24 protein-coding genes are annotated in these 23,721 nt (G+C 71.0%); 13 read left to right on the top strand and 11 right to left on the bottom strand.

Translation table 11 applies throughout. The features are described from left to right. Positions 1–7 precede the first annotated feature (7 nt). Entirely contained in the window at positions 8–1,486 is a 1,479-nt protein-coding gene (locus tag ACYVK3_RS15660) for a family 43 glycosylhydrolase (protein WP_460498270.1), read from the top strand. Positions 1,487–1,546: 60 nt separating this feature from the next. Here ACYVK3_RS15660 and ACYVK3_RS15655 read toward each other — a convergent pair whose 3' ends face one another. Further along, a complete protein-coding gene (locus ACYVK3_RS15655) occupies positions 1,547–2,269 on the bottom strand; it encodes a winged helix-turn-helix domain-containing protein (protein WP_460498269.1) in 723 nt (240 codons plus the stop codon). A 260-nt stretch (positions 2,270–2,529) separates the two neighbouring features. Between ACYVK3_RS15655 and ACYVK3_RS15650 the strand changes: the two genes are divergently transcribed. From ACYVK3_RS15650 to ACYVK3_RS15635, 4 genes are all read left to right on the top strand, one after another. Further along, positions 2,530–3,576, top strand: a complete 1,047-nt coding sequence (locus ACYVK3_RS15650; RefSeq protein ID WP_460498268.1) for a hypothetical protein — start codon at positions 2,530–2,532, stop codon at positions 3,574–3,576. Between the two features lie 14 nt (positions 3,577–3,590). Continuing rightward, on the top strand, positions 3,591–4,331 hold the full coding sequence (locus ACYVK3_RS15645; RefSeq protein ID WP_460498267.1) for an LmeA family phospholipid-binding protein: 741 nt from the start codon (positions 3,591–3,593) through the stop codon (positions 4,329–4,331). Positions 4,332–4,722: 391 nt separating this feature from the next. Then, positions 4,723–5,574, top strand: coding sequence for a sulfurtransferase (locus tag ACYVK3_RS15640; protein ID WP_460498266.1), 852 nt, complete (start codon positions 4,723–4,725; stop codon positions 5,572–5,574). 28 nt (positions 5,575–5,602) lie between these two features. After that, positions 5,603–5,944 (top strand): peptidase associated/transthyretin-like domain-containing protein, encoded by a 342-nt coding sequence (locus tag ACYVK3_RS15635; RefSeq protein ID WP_460498265.1) that lies wholly within the window; start codon positions 5,603–5,605, stop codon positions 5,942–5,944. A gap of 83 nt (positions 5,945–6,027) precedes the next feature. Here the strand turns inward: ACYVK3_RS15635 and ACYVK3_RS15630 are convergent, their stop codons facing one another. Further along, positions 6,028–6,507, bottom strand: coding sequence for a carboxymuconolactone decarboxylase family protein (locus tag ACYVK3_RS15630; protein ID WP_460498264.1), 480 nt, complete (start codon positions 6,505–6,507; stop codon positions 6,028–6,030). Next, on the bottom strand, positions 6,504–7,442 hold the full coding sequence (gene sigJ / locus ACYVK3_RS15625) for an RNA polymerase sigma factor SigJ (RefSeq protein WP_460498263.1): 939 nt from the start codon (positions 7,440–7,442) through the stop codon (positions 6,504–6,506). The genes ACYVK3_RS15630 and sigJ overlap by 4 nt, the downstream gene beginning before the upstream one ends. A 90-nt stretch (positions 7,443–7,532) precedes the next feature. On the opposite strand from sigJ, the gene ACYVK3_RS15620 reads away from it, so the two are divergent. Continuing rightward, positions 7,533–8,156, top strand: coding sequence for a hypothetical protein (locus ACYVK3_RS15620; protein WP_460498262.1), 624 nt, complete (start codon positions 7,533–7,535; stop codon positions 8,154–8,156). Between the two features lie 5 nt (positions 8,157–8,161). On the opposite strand, the gene ACYVK3_RS15615 is transcribed toward ACYVK3_RS15620, so the two are convergent. Then, positions 8,162–9,313, bottom strand: a complete 1,152-nt coding sequence (locus ACYVK3_RS15615; protein WP_460498261.1) for an NADH-quinone oxidoreductase subunit D — start codon at positions 9,311–9,313, stop codon at positions 8,162–8,164. Between the two features lie 95 nt (positions 9,314–9,408). Between ACYVK3_RS15615 and ACYVK3_RS15610 the strand changes: the two genes are divergently transcribed. The 4 genes from ACYVK3_RS15610 to ACYVK3_RS15595 all read left to right on the top strand — a co-directional run bounded on the left by ACYVK3_RS15610 (position 9,409) and on the right by ACYVK3_RS15595 (position 12,351). After that, positions 9,409–9,852 (top strand): DUF1707 SHOCT-like domain-containing protein, encoded by a 444-nt coding sequence (locus ACYVK3_RS15610; protein WP_460498260.1) that lies wholly within the window; start codon positions 9,409–9,411, stop codon positions 9,850–9,852. Positions 9,853–10,064: 212 nt separating this feature from the next. Further along, positions 10,065–10,808 carry a LamB/YcsF family protein gene (locus ACYVK3_RS15605; protein WP_460498259.1) on the top strand — a complete coding sequence of 248 codons (744 nt, stop codon included), beginning with the start codon at positions 10,065–10,067 and terminating at the stop codon, positions 10,806–10,808. Beyond that, the gene (locus ACYVK3_RS15600) at positions 10,805–11,464 is read left to right on the top strand and encodes a 5-oxoprolinase subunit B family protein (protein ID WP_460498258.1); all 660 of its coding nucleotides are present in this window, start codon (positions 10,805–10,807) and stop codon (positions 11,462–11,464) included. The genes ACYVK3_RS15605 and ACYVK3_RS15600 overlap by 4 nt, the downstream gene beginning before the upstream one ends. Beyond that, entirely contained in the window at positions 11,461–12,351 is an 891-nt protein-coding gene (locus ACYVK3_RS15595; RefSeq protein ID WP_460498257.1) for a 5-oxoprolinase subunit C family protein, read from the top strand. Before ACYVK3_RS15600 ends, ACYVK3_RS15595 begins: the two co-directional genes overlap by 4 nt. On the opposite strand, the gene ACYVK3_RS15590 is transcribed toward ACYVK3_RS15595, so the two are convergent. From ACYVK3_RS15590 to ACYVK3_RS15580, 3 genes are all read right to left on the bottom strand, one after another. Continuing rightward, positions 12,348–13,130: a class I SAM-dependent methyltransferase gene (locus tag ACYVK3_RS15590; protein ID WP_460498256.1), complete on the bottom strand. Its 783-nt coding sequence runs from the start codon at positions 13,128–13,130 to the stop codon at positions 12,348–12,350. The two genes, ACYVK3_RS15595 and ACYVK3_RS15590, sit on opposite strands and share 4 nt — an antisense overlap. 188 nt (positions 13,131–13,318) lie before the next feature. After that, a complete protein-coding gene (locus tag ACYVK3_RS15585; RefSeq protein WP_460498255.1) occupies positions 13,319–13,735 on the bottom strand; it encodes a YkvA family protein in 417 nt (138 codons plus the stop codon). Then, the gene (locus ACYVK3_RS15580) at positions 13,735–15,789 is read right to left on the bottom strand and encodes a cytochrome c oxidase assembly protein (RefSeq protein WP_460498254.1); all 2,055 of its coding nucleotides are present in this window, start codon (positions 15,787–15,789) and stop codon (positions 13,735–13,737) included. The genes ACYVK3_RS15585 and ACYVK3_RS15580 overlap by 1 nt, the downstream gene beginning before the upstream one ends. Before the next feature lie 128 nt (positions 15,790–15,917). Here ACYVK3_RS15580 and ACYVK3_RS15575 point away from each other — a divergent pair, with 128 nt between their 5' ends. Next, positions 15,918–17,063: a DUF5925 domain-containing protein gene (locus ACYVK3_RS15575; RefSeq protein WP_460498253.1), complete on the top strand. Its 1,146-nt coding sequence runs from the start codon at positions 15,918–15,920 to the stop codon at positions 17,061–17,063. A 123-nt stretch (positions 17,064–17,186) separates the two neighbouring features. Here the strand turns inward: ACYVK3_RS15575 and ACYVK3_RS15570 are convergent, their stop codons facing one another. Continuing rightward, positions 17,187–18,410, bottom strand: a complete 1,224-nt coding sequence (locus ACYVK3_RS15570) for an MFS transporter (protein ID WP_460498252.1) — start codon at positions 18,408–18,410, stop codon at positions 17,187–17,189. A 73-nt stretch (positions 18,411–18,483) separates the two neighbouring features. On the opposite strand from ACYVK3_RS15570, the gene ACYVK3_RS15565 reads away from it, so the two are divergent. After that, complete coding sequence (locus ACYVK3_RS15565) at positions 18,484–19,305, top strand: TetR/AcrR family transcriptional regulator (protein ID WP_460498251.1); 822 nt, start codon at positions 18,484–18,486, stop codon at positions 19,303–19,305. Between the two features lie 492 nt (positions 19,306–19,797). Then, positions 19,798–20,460 (top strand): pentapeptide repeat-containing protein, encoded by a 663-nt coding sequence (locus ACYVK3_RS15560; RefSeq protein WP_460498250.1) that lies wholly within the window; start codon positions 19,798–19,800, stop codon positions 20,458–20,460. 7 nt (positions 20,461–20,467) lie between these two features. On the opposite strand, the gene ACYVK3_RS15555 is transcribed toward ACYVK3_RS15560, so the two are convergent. From ACYVK3_RS15555 to ACYVK3_RS15545, 3 genes are all read right to left on the bottom strand, one after another. Beyond that, positions 20,468–22,090 carry a hypothetical protein gene (locus ACYVK3_RS15555; protein WP_460498249.1) on the bottom strand — a complete coding sequence of 541 codons (1,623 nt, stop codon included), beginning with the start codon at positions 22,088–22,090 and terminating at the stop codon, positions 20,468–20,470. A 77-nt stretch (positions 22,091–22,167) separates the two neighbouring features. Further along, positions 22,168–23,415: an RNA polymerase sigma factor gene (locus ACYVK3_RS15550; protein ID WP_460498248.1), complete on the bottom strand. Its 1,248-nt coding sequence runs from the start codon at positions 23,413–23,415 to the stop codon at positions 22,168–22,170. Continuing rightward, complete coding sequence (locus ACYVK3_RS15545; protein ID WP_460498247.1) at positions 23,406–23,714, bottom strand: YciI family protein; 309 nt, start codon at positions 23,712–23,714, stop codon at positions 23,406–23,408. Before ACYVK3_RS15545 ends, ACYVK3_RS15550 begins: the two co-directional genes overlap by 10 nt. Positions 23,715–23,721 lie beyond the last annotated feature (7 nt).

Below are 23,721 nucleotides of genomic sequence, written 5' to 3'. Positions count from 1 at the left end.
CCCAAGCATGTTCCGACCGACTCTCAGACGCGGGCGCACCCTGGTCGCGCTCGCCCTCACCGCGGCCCTGGCCGCCTTCGGCCTCGTCGCCGCCTCCCAGGCGCCGGCGCAGGCCGCCATCACGCCCGGGACCTGGTACATCATCACCAGCGCCCACTCCGGGCTCGCCCTCGACATTCAAGACGCCTCCACCGAACCCGGGGCCATTCTGACGCAGTGGAACCGCACCGAGGCGACCAACCAGCAGTTCCGCTTCATCGACGCCGGCGACGGCTACTACCGCATCCAGGCCCGCCACTCGGGCCTCGTCCTCGACGTCTACGAATGGAACCCCGACGACGGGGCCACCATCTCCCAATGGACCGATCTGAACGGCACCAACCAGCAGTGGTCGGTCACCGAGCACGACGACGGCAGCTACAGCTTCATCAACCGCTTCTCCGACAAGGCCCTGGACCTGTGGGACTTCTCGACCGAGCCGGGCGCCCGCATCTCCCAGCACACTTACAGCGGCCAGGCCGTCCAGCAGTGGCGGCTCGAGGACGTCGGGGGCGGCTCGCAGGACGAGCTGACCAACCCGATCCGCGACAACGGCGCCGACCCGTGGATCGAGTACTGGGACGGGTATTACTACCTGTCCACCACCACCTGGGACTCCACGGTCATCATGCGCCGCGCCACCACCCTCGCCGGCCTCAAGACCGCGACCGACACCGTCGTCTGGAACGACGCGAACACCCCCAGCCGCTGCTGCTCGCACTGGGCGCCGGAGTTCCACCGCATCGACGGCACCTGGTACCTCATGTACACCTCGGGCAATTCCCAGACCAACCTCGACGGCCAGAAGCTCCACGTGCTGCGCTCGACGAGCTCGACTCCCATGGGACCGTACGAGTTCATGTCCACGCCGCTGCCGAACCAGTGGAACATCGACGGCTCCTACCTCGAACTCAACGGGCAGCTCTACCTGCTCTGGAGCGAATGGGTCGGCTCCGACCAGTCGATCCGCATCGCGCGCATGTCGAACCCGTGGACCGTGACCGGCTCCCACGCGACGATCTCGCGGCCCACCTACAGTTGGGAGACCGTCGGCTCGCGTGTCAACGAGGCCGCGGCCGTATTGCAGCACGACGGGCAGACGTTCATCACCTACTCGGCCTCCTCGTGCAACACGCCGGACTACAAGCTGGGCCTGCTGACCTACACCGGAGGCGATCCGCTCCAGGCCTCGTCCTGGTCGAAGAAGTCCACGCCGGTCTTCCAGCAGGGCAACGGGGTCTACGGCCCCGCCCACAACGGCTTCTTCACCTCGCCGGACGGCACCGAGCACTGGCTGGTCTACCACGGCAACACCTCGCCGGACCAGGGCTGCGGCAGCACCCGCCAGACCAGGGTGCAGCCGTTCACCTTCAACGCCGACGGCACGCCGAACTTCGGCTCGCCGATCGCGAACGGGGTGACGCTCCCGGCGCCCTCGGGAGAGTGACCGCCGGATGAAACGAGCCGGGGCCGCGATCCGTTCGGAGCGCGGCCCCGTTCGGTGTCGCTAGGCGTCCACCCGTCCGGGCTGCGGCTCGTGTTCGCGGAGGTTCTCCGGCGGCGGGGCGACGAACTTGTAGCCGACCTGGCGGACGGTGCCGATCATCGACTCGTACTCGCTGCCGAGCTTCGCGCGCAGGCGTCGCACGTGGACGTCGACGGTGCGGGTGCCACCGAAATAGTCGTAGCCCCACACCTCCCGCAGCAGCTGCTCGCGGGTGAAGACCCGGCCGGGGTGCTGAGCGAGGAAGCGGAGCAGCTCGAACTCCTTGTAAGTGAGGTCGAGCGGTCGGCCCTTGAGCTTCGCGGCGTACGTGTCGGGGTCGACGGTGAGGTCGCCGGCGCGGATGACCGCGGGCCCGGCGGTGGCGGCGGCGCTCGGTTTGCCGGTGGCCAGTCGCAGCCGGGCCTCGACCTCGGCGGGGCCGGAACCGGCGAGCAGGAAGTCGTCGACGCCCCAGTCGGCCTGGAGCGCGGCCAGGCCGGCCTCGGTGACGATGCCGAACAGGGGGACGGTGAGGCCGGTGGCCTGGAGGACCCGGCACGTGGCCCGGGCGTCGGCCAGGTCGGCGCGGGCGTCGACCATCACCGCGTCGGGACTGGGGCCGCTCAGCAGCGCGCGGACGTCGCGCCCGGCGTACCGTGCGCGGTGGGGCAGCAGTTCGAGCGAGGGCAGGATCGACTCTGGAGACTCCGGAACCGGGTTTGAAGTGAGGATCAGTATTTCCACAGCAGTCCTCCGCTGTTCTTGAGCACACGCGACCTACGCATCCCGACTTCTGCGGCGGGCGGCTTGACAGACGGTAGGTGGAGTCTGGCGTAAGTGTAAACGGTCACCAGCCAGAAGACCAGCTTCACCTTCCCGAAACCTCACCATGCGGGAATGCCGTCGGCGAAGTGCCCGACACGCGGACTTCGTCATGCCGACACCGTCCGCTCACCGGCACGAAGGTGAACGGTTCACGGACGCCTTGCCGTAGGCTGTCCATCGTGTCGTACAACCGACCCGACGAGACCTGGGGCTACGAGCCGCGCGAGGCCGCCCAGCCCTCCGAGGGCCCCGCTTGGGGCGGGGACCAGCCGTCCGCCGAGCCGCCCCGGCCCGCGCGCCGTCGCGGCATGCGCTTCCGTCGGTCGGCAGGTGAGGAACCGTCCAGCGCGGCGCCCGAGCCCCTCGCTCAGACCGGCGCGCATGACGCGGCCCGAGACCACACCATGCCCCCGCCGAGCCCGCACCTGCTGCACCGCCTTCCGCCCCTGGCGGCCACCTTCGTCATCAGCGCCGGTCTCATCCTCGGCGCGCAGTTCGAGCGCCCCGCCTACGCCGCGGGGGTCATGGTCCTGCAGCTCGCGATGCTGCTGGCGGTCGTCTGGACGCGGCGCGTCGACGGCGCCTGGGTCGCCCTCGCGGTCGGCGCGGTCCTCGCCCTCGCCGCCGACTGGGCCGCCGTCGCCTGGACGCCGGTCTCGCTCATGCCGATCACCGTCCTGCTGGCCGGGGCCTTCGTGGCCGCCGCGGGCGGGCAGCTCGTGCGCCGCGAGCACACGGGTGTCACCGAGAGCTTCGGCTTCACGATGATCCTGTGCATCGCCGTGTGCGGCTACACCTGTTATATAGCCCTGTCGCGCCTCGGCTCGGCCCCGCCGGCCATGTACTCGGCGATCGTCGCCGCCGGGACCGCCATCCTCGCCGCACGGGCCGTGGACCTGGTCATGCCCGACCCGCGCATCAACCGGCAGGTCACGCGCGGCGCGTTCGGCGTCGTCATCGGCACCATGTGCGGCACCGCCGCGGCCGCGTACGCCGGCCTGGTCATCGAGGGGCCCGAGCCGCGCCAGGCCGCGATCGGCGGCCTCCTCGTCGCGCTCACCGCCGTCCTGGTGGACCTCGCCTGCGGCTACATGTCGGCCGCGCGCCGCATCGACGGCGAGGGCACCGCCCCGGAGCCCGTGATCAACGTTGCGGGACCGCTCCTCGCGTTCGCGGTCACCGGACCGGTCGTGTATCTCTTGAGTGCTTACTACATCATCGACTGAGTGGAGACCACCCCGTGGGCAAGATCCTCCGCCGAACCCTCGTCACCCTGGTCATCGTCGTCGCCGTCGTGGCCCTCGGGGACCGGGTGGCGAATGCCCTCGCCGAGCGGCGGGTGGCGACCGAGGTCGCGGACACCGCCGCCGAGCACGGGGCCTACTCGAACCAGCGTCCCGACGTCACGATCCACGGCTGGCCGTTCCTCACCCAGGCCTGGTCCGGCGAGTTCGAGCAGATCGACATCGAGATGCGCGACGTCGGCGCCACCGTCGAGGACGCGGGGCTGACCTTCCCGACGCTCGACCTGGTCGCCCACGACGTCACCGCCGACTGGCGCGACTTCTCCGACGGCAACTCGCAGATCACCGCCGAGCAGGTGGACGTCTCCGGCTCCATCTCGATCGAGTCACTCGAAGCGCTGCTGCGCGAGAGCACCGGCTACGACATGACCCTCAACGACGACGGCACCGCCTCCGTCTCGGCCGTCGTCGAGGCCGCCGGGTTCGAGGTCGAGGTCGTCGGCACCGGCGCGATCGAGCTGGGCGGCGGCGAGCTGCGCTTCACCCCCGACGTCGTCGAGGCCGTCACCGAACAGCTCCCGCCCGAGGCGGACCAGTACATCGAGCGGGTCCGCGAGGAGATGACCACCATCGTCTCGCTGCCGGAGCTGCCGTGGGGCGTCGAACTGACCGAGATCGCCATCCGGGGCGGCGACGTCGAGATCTCGGGTTCGGCCACCGGAGTGACCCTCACCTGAGGGCACCGAGCGGTTCCCCGCAGTCCGCATGCCGAGAAGGGGTGTGGTCAGTGGGCGGGAAGTCTGCTAGCGTTCTGCCCATGCGCAAGCCGATGCTCACCAAGCGGCGTGCGATCGACTTCTGCACGATCGCGACCACGCTCTGTCGAATGCCCTAGGCGGCTCGTCTCCAAGACGGTCGCCGCTATGCGGCCCAGCGTGCGCAAGTACAGAGCAAGGTTCGAGCAAGGCTTCAGTCGCCTTCGCGACATCACAACGGCTTCATCCAGGGCGGGTTCCGCCTGGAGGAGACCGGCTCCATGATCTCCGCACATGCCCGCCGGGCACGCTCCCGAACTCAGTCAGATCGAAGTGCAACCACATTTACTTAACGTTCAGGAGAGAACACATCATGGCTCGTGAAGACGTGCTGGTAACCGCCGATTGGGCGGAAGAGAACCTCGACACCCCGGGCGTGGTGTTCGTCGAAGTCGACGAGGACACCTCCGCCTACGACACCGGCCACATCAAGGGCGCGGTGAAGATCGACTGGAAGGACGACCTCCAGGACCCGATCCGCCGCGACTTCGTCAACCAGGAGCAGTTCTCAAAGCTGCTGTCCGAGCGCGGCATCTCCAATGACGACACCGTCGTCCTCTACGGCGGCAACAACAACTGGTTCGCGGCCTACGCGTACTGGTACTTCAAGCTGTACGGCCACCAGTCCGTCAAGCTCCTCGACGGCGGCCGCAAGAAGTGGGAGCTCGACGCCCGCCCGGTCACCACCGAGGTCGTCAAGCGCGAGCCCACGGTCTACGTGGCCAAGCCGCAGGACGCCTCCATCCGCGCGCTGCGCGACGAGGTCACCGCCGCGATCGGCACCAAGAACCTCATCGACGTCCGCTCCCCCGACGAGTACGCCGGGCGCCTGCTCGCCCCGGCCCACCTGCCGCAGGAGCAGAGCCAGCGCGGCGGCCACGTCCCGACCGCGCTGAGCGTGCCGTGGAGCAAGGCGGCCAACGAGGACGGCACCTTCAAGTCCAACGACGAGCTGCGCGAGATCTACGTCAGCGAAGCCGGCCTGGACGAGGACCGGCCGACGATCGCCTACTGCCGCATCGGCGAGCGCTCCAGCCACACCTGGTTCGCGCTCCGCGAGCTCCTCGGCTACGAGGACGTCAAGAACTACGACGGTTCGTGGACCGAGTACGGCTCGCTCGTGGGCGTGCCGATCGCGCTCGGCGACGAGCCGGGCACGAAGTAATCCGGCGACGGGGAGGAAAGGAACACCAATGGCTGCAGACGGCACTGCTTCCCTGACCGGCTCCGCCGGTTGCGGCGCGCCCGCTCAGGACACGGCCCTTCCGGCGTCGGTCGACATCGAGAAGGAGACCGTGCTGACCGGCACGGTCGTCAACGGCGAGGGCGACCTCGTGCAGGGCGCTTACGTGCGCCTGCTCGACGGCTCCGGCGAGTTCACCGCCGAGGTGGTGACGGGCGAGGGCGGCCAGTTCCGCTTCTTCGCCGCGCCGGGCAAGTGGACGCTGCGGGCGCTCTCGCGTTACGGCGACGCCACCGGCGAACTCGAGGCCGCCCAGGGCCTCAACGAGACTCGGCTGGCCGTGAGCCGCTGAGAGACCGACAGGGACGGTTCAGCTCCGACCCGGTCACACGCGAAGGGGCCCGACCGCGTTCGCGGTCGGGCCCCTTCGTGGCGCTAAGCCCATTGGCCGGGGGCGTAGTTTCCGGCCGGGTTCTGGAGGATCACGTTGAAGCGGTTCCAGGCGTTGATCATCGCGATCTGCCCGACCAGGACCGCGGCCTGCTCCTCGTCGTAGTGCTTGCGCACCTCGGCCCACACCTCGTCCGAGACGCCGGTGTCGCCGTCGGCGATGCGGGTGGCCTCCTCGGTCAGCAGGAGCGCGGCGCGCTCGGCCTCGGTGTAGTACGGGGCCTCCCGCCAGGCGGCGACGAGCGCGATGCGCTCGGGCTTCTCGCCGGCGTGCGCCATGTCGAGCGTGTGCATGTCGGTGCAGTAGCCGCAGCCGTTGATCTGGCTGGCGCGCAGGTTGACCAGCTCCAGGGTCGATTTCGGCACGATGTCCTGGGAGCGCATCGGCTTGGCGGCGGCCGAGAAGGCCTTCCAGATGTTCGGCAGGGTCTTGACTTCGGAGGGGTCGAGTCGGATGGTGCTCATGGTGTCTCCTTCTTTCCGGTGGTGCGGGTCTCCTCGATCGCGGCCCCGCTCACCGAGCGCAGGCCGTGAAACTTGGCGGGGTTGCGGACGTAGTCGACGGTCGTGACGAGGCCGTCGGCGATGCTGAGGGCGATGACGCCCCGGAAGCGCCCGTCGCCGAAGACGAGCAGCGCGGGGTTGCCGCTGACGACGGTGGCGCGCATCTCCAGCGGCGCGCTCTTGGGGATGACGCTCGCGAGGAAGCGGGCGATCCGTTCGCCGCTGTGGATCGGCTGCAGTGCGGCGCGGACGACGCCGCCGCCGTCGGCGGTGAGCACCGCATCGGGGTCGAGCACCCGCAGCAGTGCCTCGAAGTCTCCCGAGCTCGCCGCCCGGGCGAAGGCGTCGACGACCTCGCGGTGGGCTTCGGCGTCGACGTCGAAGCGCGGCTTGCGTGCCTCGACGTGTTCGCGGGCCCGGCTGGCGAGCTTGCGGCAGGCGGCCGGGTTGCGGCCCAGGACCTCGCCGATCTCGGTGAACGGGAGCCCGAAGACGTCGTGGAGGACGAACGCGGCCCGTTCGGCCGGTCCGAGGGTCTCCAGGACGACCAGCATCGCCCAGGACATCGAGTCGGCGAGGCTGACCGAGTCGGCCGGGTCGGGCGCGGTCTCGACCGGCTCGGGGAGCCAGGGGCCGACGTAGGCCTCGCGGCGGACGCGGGCCGACCGCAGGACGTCGAGCGCGATCCGGGAGGTGGTGGTGACGAGCCAGCCGGTGAGGTCCTCGATCGCGCCGAGGTCGCTCTGCTGGAGCCGGATCCACGCCTCCTGGACCGCGTCCTCGGCCTCGGCGACGGTGCCGAGGAGGCCGTAGGCGACGCCGACGAGGCGGGGCCTGAGCTCCTCGAAGACCGCTGCCGCCGCTTCGGCTCGGGGCTGCGCGTTCGGTTCGTTCATGTCGGGAGGACGAGACATGGGATCGAAGTGTGACAGCATCGGGCCGATTGTGGTCGGCGTCTCAGGAATCGATGGGGCAGACTGTGTGACGTGTTCTCGAACGTGTCCCCGAAATGGCGCACCCGCCTGCGCGTCGCCGTCGTGGCGTGGGCGCTGCTGCTGGTGGCGGCCGCGTTCGCGGGCTCGGGCGTGTCGGTGCGCGAGCAGGTGGGCGCCCATGACGCCCGCGCGGACATGGACGCCGTCCTCGGCGAGGCCGCTGGGTATCTGAGCGGCGAGGTCCACGTCCTCAGCGCCGGGCCGCTGGAGGTCGACCCGTGCGACATCACGCCGGTGCGACCGGGCGTGGCCTTGGCGCGGACGCTCATGGTCGAGCGCAGCCGGGAGGACACGCTCGAAGGGCTCGCCGAGCGGTTCGCGCTCGAACGCGATGCCGATGCCGAGCGGCCGACGTGGTTCGGCGTCACCGACGGGTACGTGGAAGTGCGGCTCGCCGAGGTCGACACCGGTGTCGCGCGGCTGCGGGCGAGCACCGGCTGCCGGCCCGCCGACGAGGCGCTCGGCGTCGTGCGCCCCGTCCCGCCGGCGGAGGCCGAATCATCGTGGAACTTCGGCGTCGTGGACTGCCCCGGGGGCGGGCGATTGGAGAGCTGGACGACCCCGTCGGTGGATCGGCCGCTCACCGTGGAGGAGTCGACCGGCGGCTGCGCCTGAGCGCGCTACTTGTCGACGTCGCCGACCACGAAGAACATCGAGCCGAGGATGGCGATCATGTCGGGGATGAGGCAGCCGTCCATGAGCGTGCTGAGCGCCTGCACGTTCGAGTACGACGCCGAGCGGAGCTTGAGCCGGTACGGGGTCTTGTCCCCGGTGCTCACCAGGTAGTAGCCGTTGGCGCCCAAGGGGTTCTCGGTCCACAGGTAGGTCTCGCCGACCGGCGGCTTGAAGATCTTGGGCAGCTTGACGTTCACGGGCCCGTCGAGGGTCGCCACCCGGTCGAGGCAGGCGCGGGCGAGGTCGATCGAGACCTGTACCTGGTCGAGCAGCACCATGAAGCGGGCGTAGCAGTCGCCTTCCCGGTGCAGCACGACCGGCACGTCGAGTTCCGGATAGGCCAGGTACGGCTCGTCGCGGCGCAGATCGAAGTCGAGGCCGGAGCCTCGCGCGACCGGCCCGGAGACGCCGTAGGCCGCGGCGGTGGCGGGGTCGAGCACGCCGACGCCCTTGGTGCGGGCGGCGAAGATCTCGTTGTGGCGCAAGAGCTTGTCGAGCCGGACCATGCCGTGCTCGACCTCGTCGAGCGCGGTCCGCGCCCGGTCCTCCCAGCCCGAGGGGACGTCGGCCTTGAGGCCGCCGACGCAGTTGTACATGTAGTGGATGCGTCCGCCGCTGGCCTCCTCGAACACCGCCTGGAGGCGCTCGCGTTCGGTGAAGGCGTAGAACATCGGCGTGATCGCGCCGATCTCCAGCGGGTAGGACCCGAGGAACATGAGGTGGTTGAGCACGCGGTTCATCTCGGCGAGCGCGGTGCGCAGCCAGACCGCCCACTCGGGCACCTCGATCTCGGCCAGGCGCTCGGCCGCCAGTGCGACGCCGAGCTCCGATGCGAACGCCGACAGCCAGTCGTGGCGGTTGGCCAGCAGCAGGATCTGCCGGTAGTCGCGCACTTCGTAGAGCTTCTCGGCGCCGCGGTGCATGTAGCCGATGATGGGCTCGCACTCGGTGACGCGTTCGCCGTCGAGGCGCAGCCGCAGGCGGAGCACGCCGTGGGTGGAGGGGTGCTGGGGGCCGATGTTGAGCACCATGTCGGTGGTCTCGGTGCCGGCCCCGACGCCGACGACGACTTCCTCTCGCGCATCCATGGGCATCATCGTCGCAGCTTCGCGCCTTGGAAGGAAGTCCTTGGCCGCATGTTGCTTCTTGCTGGCATCCTTGACGTTGCAGACGACCTTGGAGGTGTGGCCAGATGGACCGCGATCAGATGCGTGCGTCGGAGTCCGACCGGCAGCTGGTGCTGGACCAGCTGCGGCAGGCCGTCGAAGACGGAAGGCTCGACGTGACCGAGTTCCAGCAGCGCGTCGACGCCGCCATGAGCGCGAAGGTCTATTCGGAGCTCGATGTGCTGGTCGCCGACCTCCAGCGCCTGGCCCCTCCCGGTTTCCACGACTCGCAGCTGACGCCGCCCACCATGCCGCTGCGGCCGAGCCTGTCGAAGGCGAACGAGCGACTGCGCGAGGATCTGGAGCGGCGCAGCAGGAAATGGCGGGTGGCCGGCGTGGTGGCGGTCATCGCCACGGCGATCTCCGTGGTCCTCATCGTGGTCTTCCCCGAGCTGCTGCTGTACATCGCCATCACGGTGCTGGTGGTGCTGGTCCTGTTCGTGCTCGCGGGCGTGCTCGGCCTCTTCTAGCGCCCGCGGGAGTGCAGCCCCGCGGGTTCTCCGCGGGGCTTTCGCTCTGCCCGAAACCATTGTGGCACTTGCGGTCTCGGCTCCGCGCACAGCCCTGGGCGAGCGCTCGGGAGCCGCGCGGGCGCCGCCGGCCACGCATCGGGCGCATTCGGGAGATTTCGCCCAGTGTTCCTGAAGGGCCCGAATTTTTTGCGTTCCGGTAACGTGAAGACATGGACCTCAACGCGGACCTCGGGGAGGGTTTCGGACGCTGGGAGCTCACCGACGACGCGGCGCTGCTGCGCGTGATCACGAGCGCCAATGTCGCGTGCGGCTTCCACGCCGGGGACCCGCTGATCATGCGGCGCGTCTGCGAGTCGGCGGCAGCCGCCGGCGTCCGGATCGGAGCCCAGGTGTCGTATCGCGACCTGGCCGGCTTCGGCCGCCGCGAGATGGACGTGCCCGCGGCGGAACTGGCCGCCGAGATCGCCTACCAGATCGGCGCCCTGCAGGTCTTCGCCCGCGCCGCCGGAACCGAGGTCCGGTATGTCAAACCCCATGGAGCCCTTTATCATCGTGCTGGACGCGACCCCGTGCAAGCGGGTGCCGTCGTCGAGGGGATGCGGACCGCCGGAGTGAACGTGGTGCTGTGCCGGCTCGGCTCCGAGCTGGAGCGCGCCGCGAGGGGGGCCGGTATGCGGGTCGTCGGCGAGTGCTTCGCCGACCGGGCCTACCGATCGGACGGACGCCTCGTGGAGAGGGGTCTCCCCGGCGCGCTGCTCGATCGGGCCTCGGCGCTCGCCCAAGCGGTCGACCTGGCCGCGAACGGCGAGGTCACGGCCGTCGACGGCACGCGGATCCGGGTGGAGGCGGACTCGATCTGCGTCCACGGCGACGGCACCGAAGCCGTCGCGACATGCGAAGCGATTCGCTCCGCATTGGACAACAAAGGCATCAAAGTGGAGGCCTTCAGGTGACTGTCCCGAGAACTGTCAAGAGCCGAGGCGGACGGCTCAAGCCGCTGCCGTCGGGGCCGCGTGGCGTCCTCATCGACTGCGGCACCGGCGAGGTCGCCAGGGCCTGCTACCGGGCCCTCCAGGCCCGGCGCGTCAACGGCTCGCTCGACGCCACCGACCTGGTGCCGGGCGCGACCACCGTCCTGGTGGACGGCGTCGAGGAGCCGGAGCTGCTGGCCGCGGAGATCCCCGACTGGGTGCTCACCGACGACACCGAGCACGGAGGCGAGGCCATCGAGATCCCCGTCTGCTACGACGGGCCCGATCTCGAGGCCGTCGCCCGAACGTGGGGCGTGGCCCCCGAGCAGGTGGCCGGCATCCACACCTCGTTCGAGTACGAGGCCGCCTTCTGCGGCTTCACGCCCGGCTTCGCCTACCTCGAAGGGCTGCCCGAGCGCTATCACGCGCCGCGCCTGGAAGAGCCGCGCACAGCCGTGCCGGCCGGCTCGGTGGCCGTGGGCGGGCCCTACACCGGCGTCTACCCGCGCTCCAGCCCCGGCGGGTGGCAGCTGATCGCGACCATGACCAACCCCGGGCGGCTGTGGAACGAGCACCGCGAGCCCGCGGCCCTGCTCGTGCCCGGCACGCGCGTCAAATTCGTGGCGGTGAACGTATGAGCCACATCGAGATCGTTCGCTCAGGCGTCCTCACGACCTGCCAGGACGCGGGCCGTCCCGGCTGGGCGCACCTGGCGGTGCCGCCCTCCGGAGCGGCCGACCGGCCTTCGTGGCGGCTGGCGAACCAACTGGCGGGCAACGCGACCGGCGCCTGCGCGCTCGAGACCACGCTGACCGGCTGCACGGTCCGCGCCCGCCGGAACGTCACCGTCGTGGTCGGCGGCGCGCCGTGCGCGGTGACCGTGGACGGGCGCCCCGAAGCCTGGGGCCAGCCGGTGAAGCTCGAGGCCGGCTCGGTGCTGGACGCCGGTCCGGCCGAGGTCGGCGTCCGCTCGTATCTGGCGTTCTCCGGTGGGCTGCACCCGAAGGCGAGCTTGGGCTCGCACTCGACGGACCTGCTGTCGGGCCTGGGCCCGGCACCGGTCAAGGACGGCGACACGATCCCGCTCGGGCCGAGCCCCGCGCACCCGCCGCTGCCGACGCAGTGGCCCGCGCCGTGGGCCGGGGTGAGCGACGAACTGGTCATGAAGCTGCACCTGGGGCCGAGATCCGACTGGTTCGCGCCCGAAGCGGCGAATGAGCTCGCCAAGGGCGTCTGGACGGTCTCGGAGCACTCGAACCGGATCGGCCTGCGACTGCTCGGACCGTCCCTGCGGCACAAGGATGCCCGCAAGGAGCTGCCGAGCGAGGGCATCGTCGCCGGGAGCCTCCAGGTGCCGCCGAACGGACAGCCGATCCTGTTCGGCGCCGACCACCCCACGACCGGCGGTTACCCGGTGATCGGCGTGGTGGGGCCGGCGGCGCTGGCCGCCGCCGCGCAGGCCAGGCCTGGCACACGGATCCGATTCGCGCTGATCCCGGTGCCGCACTGGGACGCGCGAGGCTAGTTCCCCTGGCCGTCCACGGCCCGCCGCAGCAGGAAGGTCCCCCGCGAGTGACCGAGCCGCTCGCCTTGGAACCGCGGGAACCGCTCGGTCCAGCGGCGGGCGATGGCGCGCTCGTCCGGGCGGTCCGCGTCGTCGAGCACGACCAGAGCGTGCTCGGCGAGCCGGTCGGCGAGCACGGGGAGCGCCGGATAGCGCGCCAGGGGGCCGGTGGCGCCGGGCGGCCCGTCGACCACCAGCAGGTCGAGCTCGCCCGCGTGGATCACCAAGGGGTCGTACCAGCGCCACACCTCGCCGTCGATCTCCACATCGGATAGCGGGGCGTCGACGACCTCGCCCCATTCGGCCAGGCCGCGCTCGGTCAGCTCCAGGCGAGCGAGGTCGGCGTAGTGGGGGTCGTGCTCGAGGGCGGTGACCTTGCCGAAGCCGAGGCTCCGCATCGCGTAGGCCATGATCACGGTCGTGGTGCCGGAGCCGCATTCGAGGACGCGGGCGCGCTTGTGATCGAGGATCTCCTCGTAGAGGAAGCGGAGCAGCTCGGGACCGGCGGCCCAGCCTCGCATGCGCGGCAGCGAGCCGGCGGCGTCGATGTCACGGTAGAGGGCGGTCATGTCCTCGATCTGCGCGTAGGCGCTGCGCGCCTGCCGTTCGGCCCGCTTCTCGACGGCTTCGAGGCGCTCGTGCATGGCGTCCTGAGACGCCCGCAGCTCCCCGATGGTCGCGGCCATCTCCCTCAAGCTGTTCTGGAGCTCGATCAGCAGCGTTCGGTCGGATTTGCGCACACAGCCTCCTTCACGGCGACGACCGCCCGTTGGGGACGGCATATGACGAACCGGTCGTCTCTGAGGGCCACCCTAGTCAGATCGCGCCGTTCCCGTGCCTTCCGGGTCGAAAGGTCCGGGCGGCGCTCAGCCCGGCGGCGTCCGGCTGACGTTCGGGCGCCGCACCGTGCCGAACGGCGATGTGTCCGTCACTGCCGCCGGCTCGCGCGCGGGCTCCCGAGCAGGCGGTCGATGACGCGCCGCTCGCCCGGCCAGGCGTCCAAGAGCAGCTCGCGGGGGACGCTGCGGGCGGCGTAGCGCAGCGCCAGGGCGACCACGAGGACGTCGTCGAGCGGCCCGACGACGGGCAGGAACTCGGGGATGAGGTCGATCGGACTGGCGAGGTAGACGGCGGCGAAGAGGACGGCGGCCTTGGCGCGCCTGGGCACCGCCGGGTGGCGCCTGATGCGCCTGGCGGTGGTGACGCAGTCGGGGATGAACGCGGCCAGGTCCCGCAGCAGGCCCGGCGGGAGCCGGCGTGCCATCAGCGCCAGGAGCGCCCAGCTCGCGACGACGAGGCCGGCGAGCGCCGCCAGGCCGATGAGCCACGTCCGCCAAGCGTCCACTAGCGGCGTTCTTGGTCGAGGCTCGCGAGGTAGGCGTTGTAGACCTCGTGCGGGTCGTCCTCGGGGTGGCCGTTCTCGGTGGCGCGCTCGGCCATCCGGTCGAGGCGCCGCCCCTCGCGCTCGTCGGAGCGGGCCCACTGCGCGATGAGCGTGGCGATGATGATCAGGCTGGGGATCTCGCCGAACGCCCAGGCGATGCCGCCGCCCGCGCGCTGGTCGGCGAGCAGGTCGTCGACCCACGGCAGGGCCAGGCCGGTGTACCAGTCGGCGGCGATCACCTCGGTGCCCATCATGAGCGTGAGCCCGAAGATGGCGTGGAAGACGATCGACACGAAGTACAGCAGCACCTTGGCCGGGTAGGTGAGCTGCCGCGGCTTGGGGTCGGGCCCGATGACCACCCAGAAGAACAGGCATCCGGCCGCGAGGAAGTGCAGGGTCATGAACAGGTGCCCGAAGTGCGAGCCCAGCGCCCATTCGAACATGCCGGTGAAGTACATGATGTACAGGCTGGTCAGGTAGATCAGCAGCGTCATGAGCGGCTGCGAGACGAACTTCGAGAAGCCGCTGTGGACGAACGCGAGGAGCCATTCGCGAGGACCTCCGGCGCGATTCGTCGCCATCGCGCGCAGCGCGAGCGTCATCGGCGCGGCGAGCACCAGCAGGATCGGAGCGAGCATGTTGAGCGCCATGTGCTGCACCATGTGCGCGCTGAACAGCACCATGCCGTACTTGCCCAGGCCGGTGGAGGTGGCGAGGACGACGACGCCCCAGCCGCCGATCCACAGCGCCGTCCGGTACCACGGCCAGGCGTCCCCGCGGCGGCGCAGCCGCACCACCCCGGCGATGTAGAAGCCGACGCCGGCCAGCGCGGCGGTGCAGAACAGCACCGAGGGGTACCAGTCGAGGGCGACCGAGGAGAAGGTGAGCGGGCCCGGCGTCTGGAAGCCGAGCACGGCCGTGTTCGGGTCGGGCAGCTCCTCGGCGGGCGGCGGCGTGACCGACAGCGAGGAGGCGAGCCCGAAGGCGACGCCCATGAGCGCCAGTTCGACGGCGGCGAGGCGCCAGAACGCGCCGCGCTTCCCGGCTTCGACCGCGGGGAGCGTGCGGCGCCGGTGCGCCCAGCCGATCACACCGCCCACGGCGAGGACGCCGAGCTTGGCGAGGGCGATGCGGCCGTAGCCGCTCTCCCACAGGTCGGGGAGGGAGACGTTCGCGACGAAGACGATGAGCCCGGACGCGGCGATGGCCGGATAGGCGAGGCCGGCGGCGTTCGAGTAGCGGCGCGCGGCGGGCACGGGGTGGGCCCGGGCGATGAACAGCGCGAACAGGCCGCCGACCCAGAAGGCGGCGGCGATGACGTGGATGATGAGCGCGTCGACGGCGATCTGGTGGTTGCCGTTGGCCGAGGAGTGCCCGGTGAAGATCGTCGGGAGCGTCGCCGCGAGCGCGAACGCGGCGGCGACGGCGGCGCCGAAGACCCTGAACGAGCGCGCCGCCGCGACCGCCGCGAGGGCTGCCAGCAGCGCGGCCAGGGCGAGGCTGTTGCCCTGCTCGGACTGCGTCGCGTACGACCAGGCGCCGGCCAGGCCGACGTCGGCGAGCGGCAGCGCGAAGGAGTCGGCGTATGCGATCGGGAGGCGCGCGAGCGCGATCAGGGCCCACAGGCCCGAGGCCGCCGCGCCGACGCGCAGCCACCGCCACGACTGGGCGGCGAGCCGCGCCCGGTCGCCCTCGCGCCCGGGCAGGAAGCACGCGGCGGCGACGGTGCAGCCGACCGCGGCGAGCATCGCCAGGTCGTAGGCGTACTTGAGCATGCCCGAGGCCCAGGTGACGGCCGGGTCGGCCGCCGTGAGCCCGGGCAGGTCCGGGACGTCGACCGCGCCGCCGAGCCGGAGGGCCAGGATCGACGCGACCGCGCCGAGAACGGCGGCCGCGGACACGGCGAGCGCCCGCCGTCCGCGGTGCGCCGACGGCCTCGGGCCGCCGCGCTCCCGCGTACCGCCGCCGGGTATGGTGTCGGCGGTGTTTTCGCTGGTCTCGGTCGACGTGGTCACGTAACCCATCCTGACGGAATGTTCCAGCTCACGCCCCACCGGGTAGGCCGGTCGTCTCGGAGAACGCTTCGGCGAGCCGCTGTGACCGGCACCCGCGATGTCGGGGCCATAAGGCATCCTGGATCGCAATGGGAATCATTGAACAACGCGGCGACATTATGAACCTGCTGCATGGAACTGGCGGTGTCCTCGGCAATATGCACTTCACTCTCGACGGGTCGGACGACCCTTCGAACGTGCTCAATCTCATGAGCCTGGACGCCTACGTCTCCGGTACGCAGCCGCACGCGGTGGTGCGCGCGCTCGAGTCGGTCGGCGACGACATGGACCTGATTCCCGAGGGCGGCGAGCTGATCCGCTCGATCTCCGGCACCGCCTACCTCCAGCTCGTGCGCGGCGAGGACTGGACGCTGCGCACCCAGCGCTGGCGCGACGGCTCGGGCCAGGCCGTGGTCACGGCCGAGACGAGGGAGCGGGCCGAGGAGATCGCCTCGTTCGTCGCCGACCAGGCCGGTTCGCCCGAGGAGCTCGGCGACGACAAGGTCGACATGGGCTTTTGGTACCGCTCGGCGCGCGGTCCGTTCCGCTCCACGCGGTCGATCGCGGCGCCGCGGTGGCCCGAGATCGAGCAGAACTACTCCTCGGGCGCGGTCTCGGCGCTGGGGAAGCTGATGTCCACGCAGCCGTCGGATGTGGCCGGCCGGCTGGTGCTGCTGCACGGCCCGCCCGGCACCGGCAAGACCACGGCGCTGCGGGCGCTGGCGCGGGAGTGGGCCGAGTGGTGCCAGGTGGACACGGTGCTCGACCCCGAGGCGTTCTTCGCCGACCCGTCCTATCTCATGGAGGTCATCATCGGCTCGGAGATGGACCTGCACTTGGGCGAGGACGAGCCGAAGGGCGAGGGCTGGCGGCTGATGGTGCTGGAGGACTGCGACGAGCTGATCCGCGGCGAGGCGAAGGAGGCCTCGGGCCAGTCGCTGGCGCGGCTGCTGAACCTGACGGACGGCCTGCTCGGGCAGGGCCGCGAGATCATGGTCGCGATCACCACGAACGAGCGCCTGGACCGCCTGCACCCGGCGGTGGTGCGCCCGGGCAGGTGCCTGGCGCAGATCGAGGTCGGGGAGCTGTCCCCCGCGGAGTCGAGCGATTGGCTGGGCGGCGAGTCGGTGAAGACGCCGATGACGTTGGCCGAGTTGTACGCGAGGCGCGGTGGCACGGACCCGACGATGTCGGAGTCGTCGATCCCGCACCAGCAGGTCGGCCAGTATCTCTAGGCCGTCGTTCCCGCAGACCGACGTCTCCGGAGAGACCGAGGGGTCGTTCGCGGGGCGGTGCCGGACCGAGAGCGGCAGCACCGTCCCCACGCGGCTCCCGGGGGCGGTTCGCGTTCACCGCGTTCAGCGGCTCGCGGCCTGCAGTCGCCTGCCCCACAGCGCGAGGGCCATCGCCGCGAGCAGCATCGCCGCGATCGTCCACGCCAGGGCGACGAAGCCACTCCGCGCGGCGGCCGCGGCCACGATCGGACCGATCGTCGCGCCGACGTAGAAGCTGAACATCGCCACCGACGAGGCGCTGGCGCGGTGCTCGCCGCCCAGCTCGCCGGCGCTCTGGAGGGTCGCCGGTCCGACGATGCCGAGGCCGCCGACGAGGACGGCCAGCAGGACCGCGAGCGCGACGACGTGCTCGCCGGTGAACGCGGCGGCCACCATCGCCGCCGCCGCCACGCCGACGCCCAGCGTTATCTGGCCGGGCCTCGACAGGCGGGCGAGCGGGATCGCCAGCAGCGGCAGGGCGATCATGACCGGCAGGGCGCTCGCGCGCAGCGCCAGCAGCTCGCCCGCTCCGGAGACCAGGCCGGTCAGCTCGATGCCGGTGTAGACGGCGACCATGGCCCCCATCGCGAGGGCGCCCGCGCCGAGCAGCGGCAGGAGCGCGCCGATGCGGAGCACGCCGGGGACGGCGGCGTAGCTCTGGCGCAGCGTCGCGCCGGTGGCGGGTTTGTCGGCGAGCATGACGCGGCGCACGGCCAGCGCCAGGACGGCGAAGACGGCGGCGGAGCCGATGAAGACCCAGCGCCAGTCCGCGAAGCCGGCCACGGTCTGCGAGGCGATCTGGCCGATGACGGTGGCGGCGAGGAATGAGGTGGCCACGGCGGTGATCGCGATGGCCCGGCGCCGGGGCGTGACTCGGGTGGTGATGTAGGCGGTCATCGCGGGCGGCAGCGAACCGACGACCAGGCCTTGGAGGACGCGGAGGACGACGGCGCTCTCTATCGTCGGCGCCAGGCCGGTCAATAATGTGACCACTGCCGCGGCGGTGATGCCGACGGTGAGGACGCGGCGGTGCCCGAAGCGGTCGGCCATGGGTCCGAAGAGGATGAAGCCGCCGGCGTAGCCGAACGCGAAGGCGCTGATGACCCACGTCATCGAGCTCGCGGCGACGCTCCAATCGGCTTCCATGGCCGTGAACAGCGGGATCGGCGTGTACATCTGCCCGGTGGCGAGCAGTGCGGTGAGGACGAAGACGGGAATCATGCGGCCGAGCGGTGCGTAGACCGTTGGGATGGGGATCGGCATCTGCGCCGGGACGTCGCGCCCGACAGCTTGGGTCATGGTTGCCATGCGTTTGACGATACGGTGGCCTCGGCTCCTCGTCAACTAAATAGTTGGTTTATCTTCTGGTAACCTGGTGATCATGCCACCGCAAGCGACCAAGATCGAGGGCAAGCGCAGCGACGCCACCCGCCGGGCCCTCACGCACGCCGCCCGCGACGAGTTCGCCGAGCACGGCCTGGCAGGGGCGCGCGTCGACCGCATCGCCGACGCCGCCGGGGTGAACAAGGAGCGCATCTACGGACTCTTCGGCAGCAAGGACAAGCTCTTCGACGCCGTGCTCATCGACGCCATGCGGGAGTTCATCGAGGTCGTCGACCCCCTGAGCATCTGGCCCGACAGCGGCCGGTTCGTCGCGGGCCTCTACGACTACCACCGCGAACACCCCCAGCTACTGCGCCTGATGGTCTGGGAGGCGCTCGAGCGCGGCACGGACGTCGCCGACATCGACGGATGGCGCCGCCGCCACTACGACGACAAACTCGAGCGAGCCCAGGTCGCCTTCGGCACCGACAAGTTCAGCGCGGGCCTGGTCACGCTCGCGCTGTGCGGCATCGCCAACTGGGTCAACCTCGCGCCGCAGGCCAGACGTCTGCTCCTCGGCGACAGGGCCGACGACGCGGAGGCCATCCGGGACTTCATGGCCGCGTTCGCCAAAGGGGCTTTCGCCGCGTTCGACAGCGGCTTCGTACCGGTCAATGATTTGACCGACGAGGCGGACGATCCGGTCGAGCGGGCGGCGGCGCGGTTGCGTCGAGCCCAGACCGAGGCCGAGTCGGCGCGTGCCGAGCTGGCTGAGGCGCTGCGTCGGGCCAACGCCGAAGGCGTCAGTGCCAACGCCCTGGCCAGGCGCGTATCAGGCACGCTCTCCCGGCCGGTGGTGCTCAAGCTCCTCGCCGATTGATTGAGGCACGCCCCTCACCGTGCGGCAACCCGTGGAGTCCGTGGACTCCTCACCGATCGACTTCGCCTTGGCCTTCGCCGCCATGCGGGCCGACTCGGCCCTCTCGGGCGGCTGCGCCGACTCGGTGACGCCGATCGGCCGGCACGCCGATCGCGAAAGGCGAGGTCCACCAACCGGGCGAGCGAGTCCGCACCGCGCTGCCCGAGGGCGGGACCAACGTCCTCGAACTCACCGGAGAGGACCTGGACAACATGTCCGATCCGACGTTCGCGAACGCTCCCTCCGCGACGACACATCACTGCTGATCAACGTCGACACTTCGGACACCGGCGACGTCTTCCTCCGAGACCGTTCGTCGCGCCCGCGATCGTCCTGATCACCGAAGGCACCGCCGCGGCACTCGCGAGTCGCATACGCCGTGCGCTCCGCCGACCGGAATGTCATGGGGCTCCCGTAGCCTGCCGAAAAGACGCAGACTTCGACGGGAGCCCTATGAAGTTCAGGAAGATCGACGACGACCGTTCGATGCGGCGGCCCGTCGTCGAGACCGAGACGATCGTCGAGCTGACCGACGACCTCGACCTCGACTTCGAGTACCGCGATCGCCTCCTCAAGGGCGCCGACTGGTCGGAGCAGAGCGGCGACGGGGTCTTCGAGTCGAGCGCGATCAGGGACACCGATCTGTCCGGGTCGGTGCTCGCTCCTCTGGAGATCGTCGATGTCACCGTCGACCATTCGGTCCTCTCGAACGGGCGCTGGGAGCGGATGACGGCGCGGCGCGTCGAGATCACCGAATCCCAGCTCGTCGGCTGGCAGGCCCAGTTCTCACTCGCCTCCGACGTCTACATCGCCGACTGCCGCGCCGACTTCGCCGGGATCTCCATCGGCACGGCGAAGGGGCCGATCGTGTTCGAGCGGTGCCGGTTCATGAACGCGAACTTCCTCGGCGACCTCTCGAAGGCGGTGTTCCTCGACTGCACGTTCCCCGGCGCCGACTTCGCGCGCGTCTCGAACGCGCGCGGGTGCGACATGCGCCGGTCCGACCTGAGCGGCGTGAACGGCCTGATGAGCCTGAAGGGCTCGCTCATCACCGCTGATCAGGCCGTCGCGATCGCCGGTGAGCTGGCGGTCGCGGCCGGTTTCAAGCTCGCGTGAGGGCGGCTCAGCGTCCGATGCGGATGCCGACGCGCGGGAGGTAGAACACGCTCGCGGCCACCATCGCAGCCGCGAACAGGGCCAGCAGCAGCGGCGGGTAGGCCACGCCGACGGCGATGTTCTCGGTGTCGAGGGTCATCATCTGCCGGGAGAGGGCGGCGACCGCGGTCGGGCGGTCGGGGTCGGTGAAAACCCACTGCCACACCACGTCCTGCGCGTTCGCGAGCCAGACGAACATGGTGACGAGGCACGCCATCGGCCACGCTGCCGCGGCGAACGCGCCGTTAGCCCTCGCTCGGGGCGCTCCTTCGGCGACCATCGCCCGGCGGCGGTCCTCGAGCCCCCAGAACAGGGCCGTGAACACGAACAGCGCCGGGACGGCGATCCAGGCGTGCGGCGTCGCCGAGAAGAACCCGCCGAGCCGATCGGCCTCGGCCAGTGCCTCGTAGTGGGCGATCGCCAGCGGCCCGGAGCCGACGAACAGCCACGGCGCGAACACCAGCAGCAGCCAACGGGTGCCGTCGCCGAACGGGCGCAGCGCACCGATCGCGAACCCGCCCGCGAGCGCGGCCACCACGGCCACCAGCGTCGTCGTCAGCGCGGGAGCCCAGGAGTTGAGCACCACCTCGGCGGCGTCGATCCCCTCGCCGGTGGGATCGCCCAGGCGCGACAGCCACGGCCAGAGCGTCAGCAGCGTCCCGATGCCGAGGGCCACCAGCAGGAGGATGCCGGCGATGCCGGGGCCCGGGCGGAACGGTCGCGGCTCGCCCGGTCCGGGGGTGACGTCGATCCGGACGCGGGCGAGGGCGAACAGGAGTGCCGCACCGATGCCCAGCGCGGCCAGGATCGCGAGCAGCACCGTGGACACCGCACCGGCGATCCCGAAGTCGGCGATCTGGAGCCCGCTGCGGAGCGCTTGGACGAGGGGGACGGTGCTCGGGCTGGGCGAACCGATGAGGAGCGGGAAGGTGAATGTCTGGAGCGAGGCGGCGAAGAGCGCGAACGCGGTCAGGGCCGCGGCCGTCACCAAGGTCGGCCCGCGCTTGCCCGTGTCGGTGCCGCCGCGGAATGCGGCGAGCGCGACGAAGAGGCCCGCGCCGAGGACGACGCCGGTGAGGAACGCCATCCAGTCGAGCGGACCGGCGTCGATGCCGTCGCCGTCGGCGACGCGCGTCATCAGCCACGCGACGGTCATCGCGATCGGGGCGAAGGCGATGACGGCGAAGCTCCAGACGATCCTGGCCGCCATGCGGACCGCGGCGCCCGCCTGGTGGAGGCACCAGGCGACGAGCGGTGCGATGACCGCTCCGGCGAGGACGGTGCCGAGTCCGGTGACGCCGACGGCCGCGAAGCCGTCGAAGAACGTGGAGTCGCCGAAGAGGCGGTCGTAGTTGGCCATGCCGACCGGCTCGGTGCCGCCGAAGAACTGGCTGCCCTCCTCGGTGCTCATCCGGATGGTGCGGAGGGTGGGCAGGACGTAGGCGATCACGGTCGCGATCACGGGCACGGCCAGGAGCGGCAGCCCGAGGCCGAGGCGGAGCCCGCTGCTCGGGCTCGTCGAGATCGCGGGTTGGCCGGGCGGGTACTCGGATTGAGGGATCGGTCCGTTCGGGTGAGGCGCGTAGGTCATGGGCGAGCTCCTCTGTACGAGTCGGGCGTTCCCCACTGTATTGGGATCGCGCCAGAACCGGCCTTCGGGCGCACGGGCTAGGACCGGCATGCGGCGAGCCGCCGCTCGAGGTGGCGGCGCTCGGCCTCGTTGGTCACCTGCTCCAGCGCCCGCAGGTAGGCCGCTTCGGCTTCCGCACGGCGTCCGAGGCGGTGCAGCAGTTCGGCGCGCGTCGCCGCGAGCCGGTGGTATCCGGCCAGCCGGCCGTCGGCCTCGAGCTCGGCGAGGAGCGCGAGCCCGGTCTGGGGGCCGTCCGCCATGCCGACCGCGACGGCACGGTTGAGCGCGACCACCGGGGAGGGCGCGATCCGGGCCAGCTCGCCGTAGAGCGCGGCGATCTGGGGCCAGTCGGTGGCGTCCCAGTCGGGGGCGGTCGCGTGGCAGGCGGCTATGGTCGCCTGCACCTGGTACGGGCCGGGGATGCCGCGGCGCAGCGCGGTCTCGAGCATCCCCGTCGCCTGCTCGATCGCCGCCATGTCCCATTCGGCTCGGTCCTGGTGCTCCAATGTGATCAGATCACCGGCCTCGTCGACCCTCGTGGACCGCCTCGCCTCGTGCAATCGCAGCAGGGAGAGCAGGCCGACGGCCTCGGGTTCGTCGGGCATGAGCTCGGCGAGCACGCGGGCGAGGCGGACGGCCTCGGCGCAGAGGTTCCGGCGAACCAGCTCGTCGCCCTCGCTGGCGGCGTAGCCCTCGTTGAACAGCAGGTAGATGACGCCGAGGACGCCGGTGGTGCGCTCGGGGAGCAGGTGCGCGGGAGGGATGCGGAAGGGGATGGCGGCGTGGCGGATCTTGCGTTTGGCGCGGACGAGCCGCTGCGCCATCGTCGGCTCGGGGACGAGGAAGGCGCGGGCGATCTCGCCGGTGGTCAGCCCCGCGAGGGTGCGCAGAGTGAGGGCCACTCGCGCCTCCAGGGCGAGCGCGGGGTGGCAGCAGGTGAAGACGAGCCGCAGCAGGTCGTCCTCGACGCCGCTCTCGTCGGCGAAGTCGGGCTCGGGCGGGCCGTCGGTGCGTCGCATGACGACGACCTCCTTGAGTTTCGCGGCACCGACCGCGTCGCGGCGCAGCCGGTCCAGGGCGCGGTTGCGGGCGGTCATGGTGAGCCAGGCGCCGGGGCGGCGCGGGACGCCTTCGCGTCGCCAGTGCTCGAGCGCTTTCGCGAAGGCGTCCTGCGTGCATTCCTCGGCGAGGTCCCAGTCGCCGGTGAGCCGGATCAGGGTGGCGACGACCTGGGACCGCTGGTCTCGGAATGCGGCGGCGACGGCCGCTTCAACGTCTACGTCCACACCGGCCGCACTTCGATCGCACCACCGTCGAGGACGGCGGGGTGGGCAGCGGCGAGGGCGATGGCCTCGTCGAGGTCGTCGGCCTCGACGAGATCGACGCCCGCAATGGCCCCGGTCGATTCGGCCGCGGGGCCGTCGGTGAGCGTCACCTCGTCACCGCGCAGCCGAACGGTGGTGGCGTCGGTGGCGGGCCGGAGCCGGATCGACTCCGCGACGGCCGCGCGGTCTTCTGCGGACACCGCACCGCCGCCCGAGTCGACCGCGCCGCCGGGGCCGCAGATGAACATCGCGTACTGCACGGCCGGG

The organism is Glycomyces tarimensis (genome assembly GCF_054776215.1).
Note: the sequence above shows the minus strand (reverse complement) of the source record. Positions and strands in the feature narration are given on the sequence as shown.

Coding starts and splice junctions, on each gene's coding strand:
- sigJ (WP_460498263.1), bottom strand. CDS start 7,442: ATGAACGAACCGAACGCGCAGCCCCGAGCCGAAGCGGCGGCAGCGGTC.
- ACYVK3_RS15560 (WP_460498250.1), top strand. CDS start 19,798: ATGAAGTTCAGGAAGATCGACGACGACCGTTCGATGCGGCGGCCCGTC.
- ACYVK3_RS15635 (WP_460498265.1), top strand. CDS start 5,603: ATGGCTGCAGACGGCACTGCTTCCCTGACCGGCTCCGCCGGTTGCGGC.
- ACYVK3_RS15605 (WP_460498259.1), top strand. CDS start 10,065: ATGGACCTCAACGCGGACCTCGGGGAGGGTTTCGGACGCTGGGAGCTC.
- ACYVK3_RS15565 (WP_460498251.1), top strand. CDS start 18,484: ATGCCACCGCAAGCGACCAAGATCGAGGGCAAGCGCAGCGACGCCACC.
- ACYVK3_RS15570 (WP_460498252.1), bottom strand. CDS start 18,410: ATGGCAACCATGACCCAAGCTGTCGGGCGCGACGTCCCGGCGCAGATG.
- ACYVK3_RS15595 (WP_460498257.1), top strand. CDS start 11,461: ATGAGCCACATCGAGATCGTTCGCTCAGGCGTCCTCACGACCTGCCAG.
- ACYVK3_RS15660 (WP_460498270.1), top strand. CDS start 8: ATGTTCCGACCGACTCTCAGACGCGGGCGCACCCTGGTCGCGCTCGCC.
- ACYVK3_RS15575 (WP_460498253.1), top strand. CDS start 15,918: ATGGGAATCATTGAACAACGCGGCGACATTATGAACCTGCTGCATGGA.
- ACYVK3_RS15610 (WP_460498260.1), top strand. CDS start 9,409: ATGGACCGCGATCAGATGCGTGCGTCGGAGTCCGACCGGCAGCTGGTG.
- ACYVK3_RS15615 (WP_460498261.1), bottom strand. CDS start 9,313: ATGATGCCCATGGATGCGCGAGAGGAAGTCGTCGTCGGCGTCGGGGCC.
- ACYVK3_RS15630 (WP_460498264.1), bottom strand. CDS start 6,507: ATGAGCACCATCCGACTCGACCCCTCCGAAGTCAAGACCCTGCCGAAC.
- ACYVK3_RS15555 (WP_460498249.1), bottom strand. CDS start 22,090: ATGACCTACGCGCCTCACCCGAACGGACCGATCCCTCAATCCGAGTAC.
- ACYVK3_RS15640 (WP_460498266.1), top strand. CDS start 4,723: ATGGCTCGTGAAGACGTGCTGGTAACCGCCGATTGGGCGGAAGAGAAC.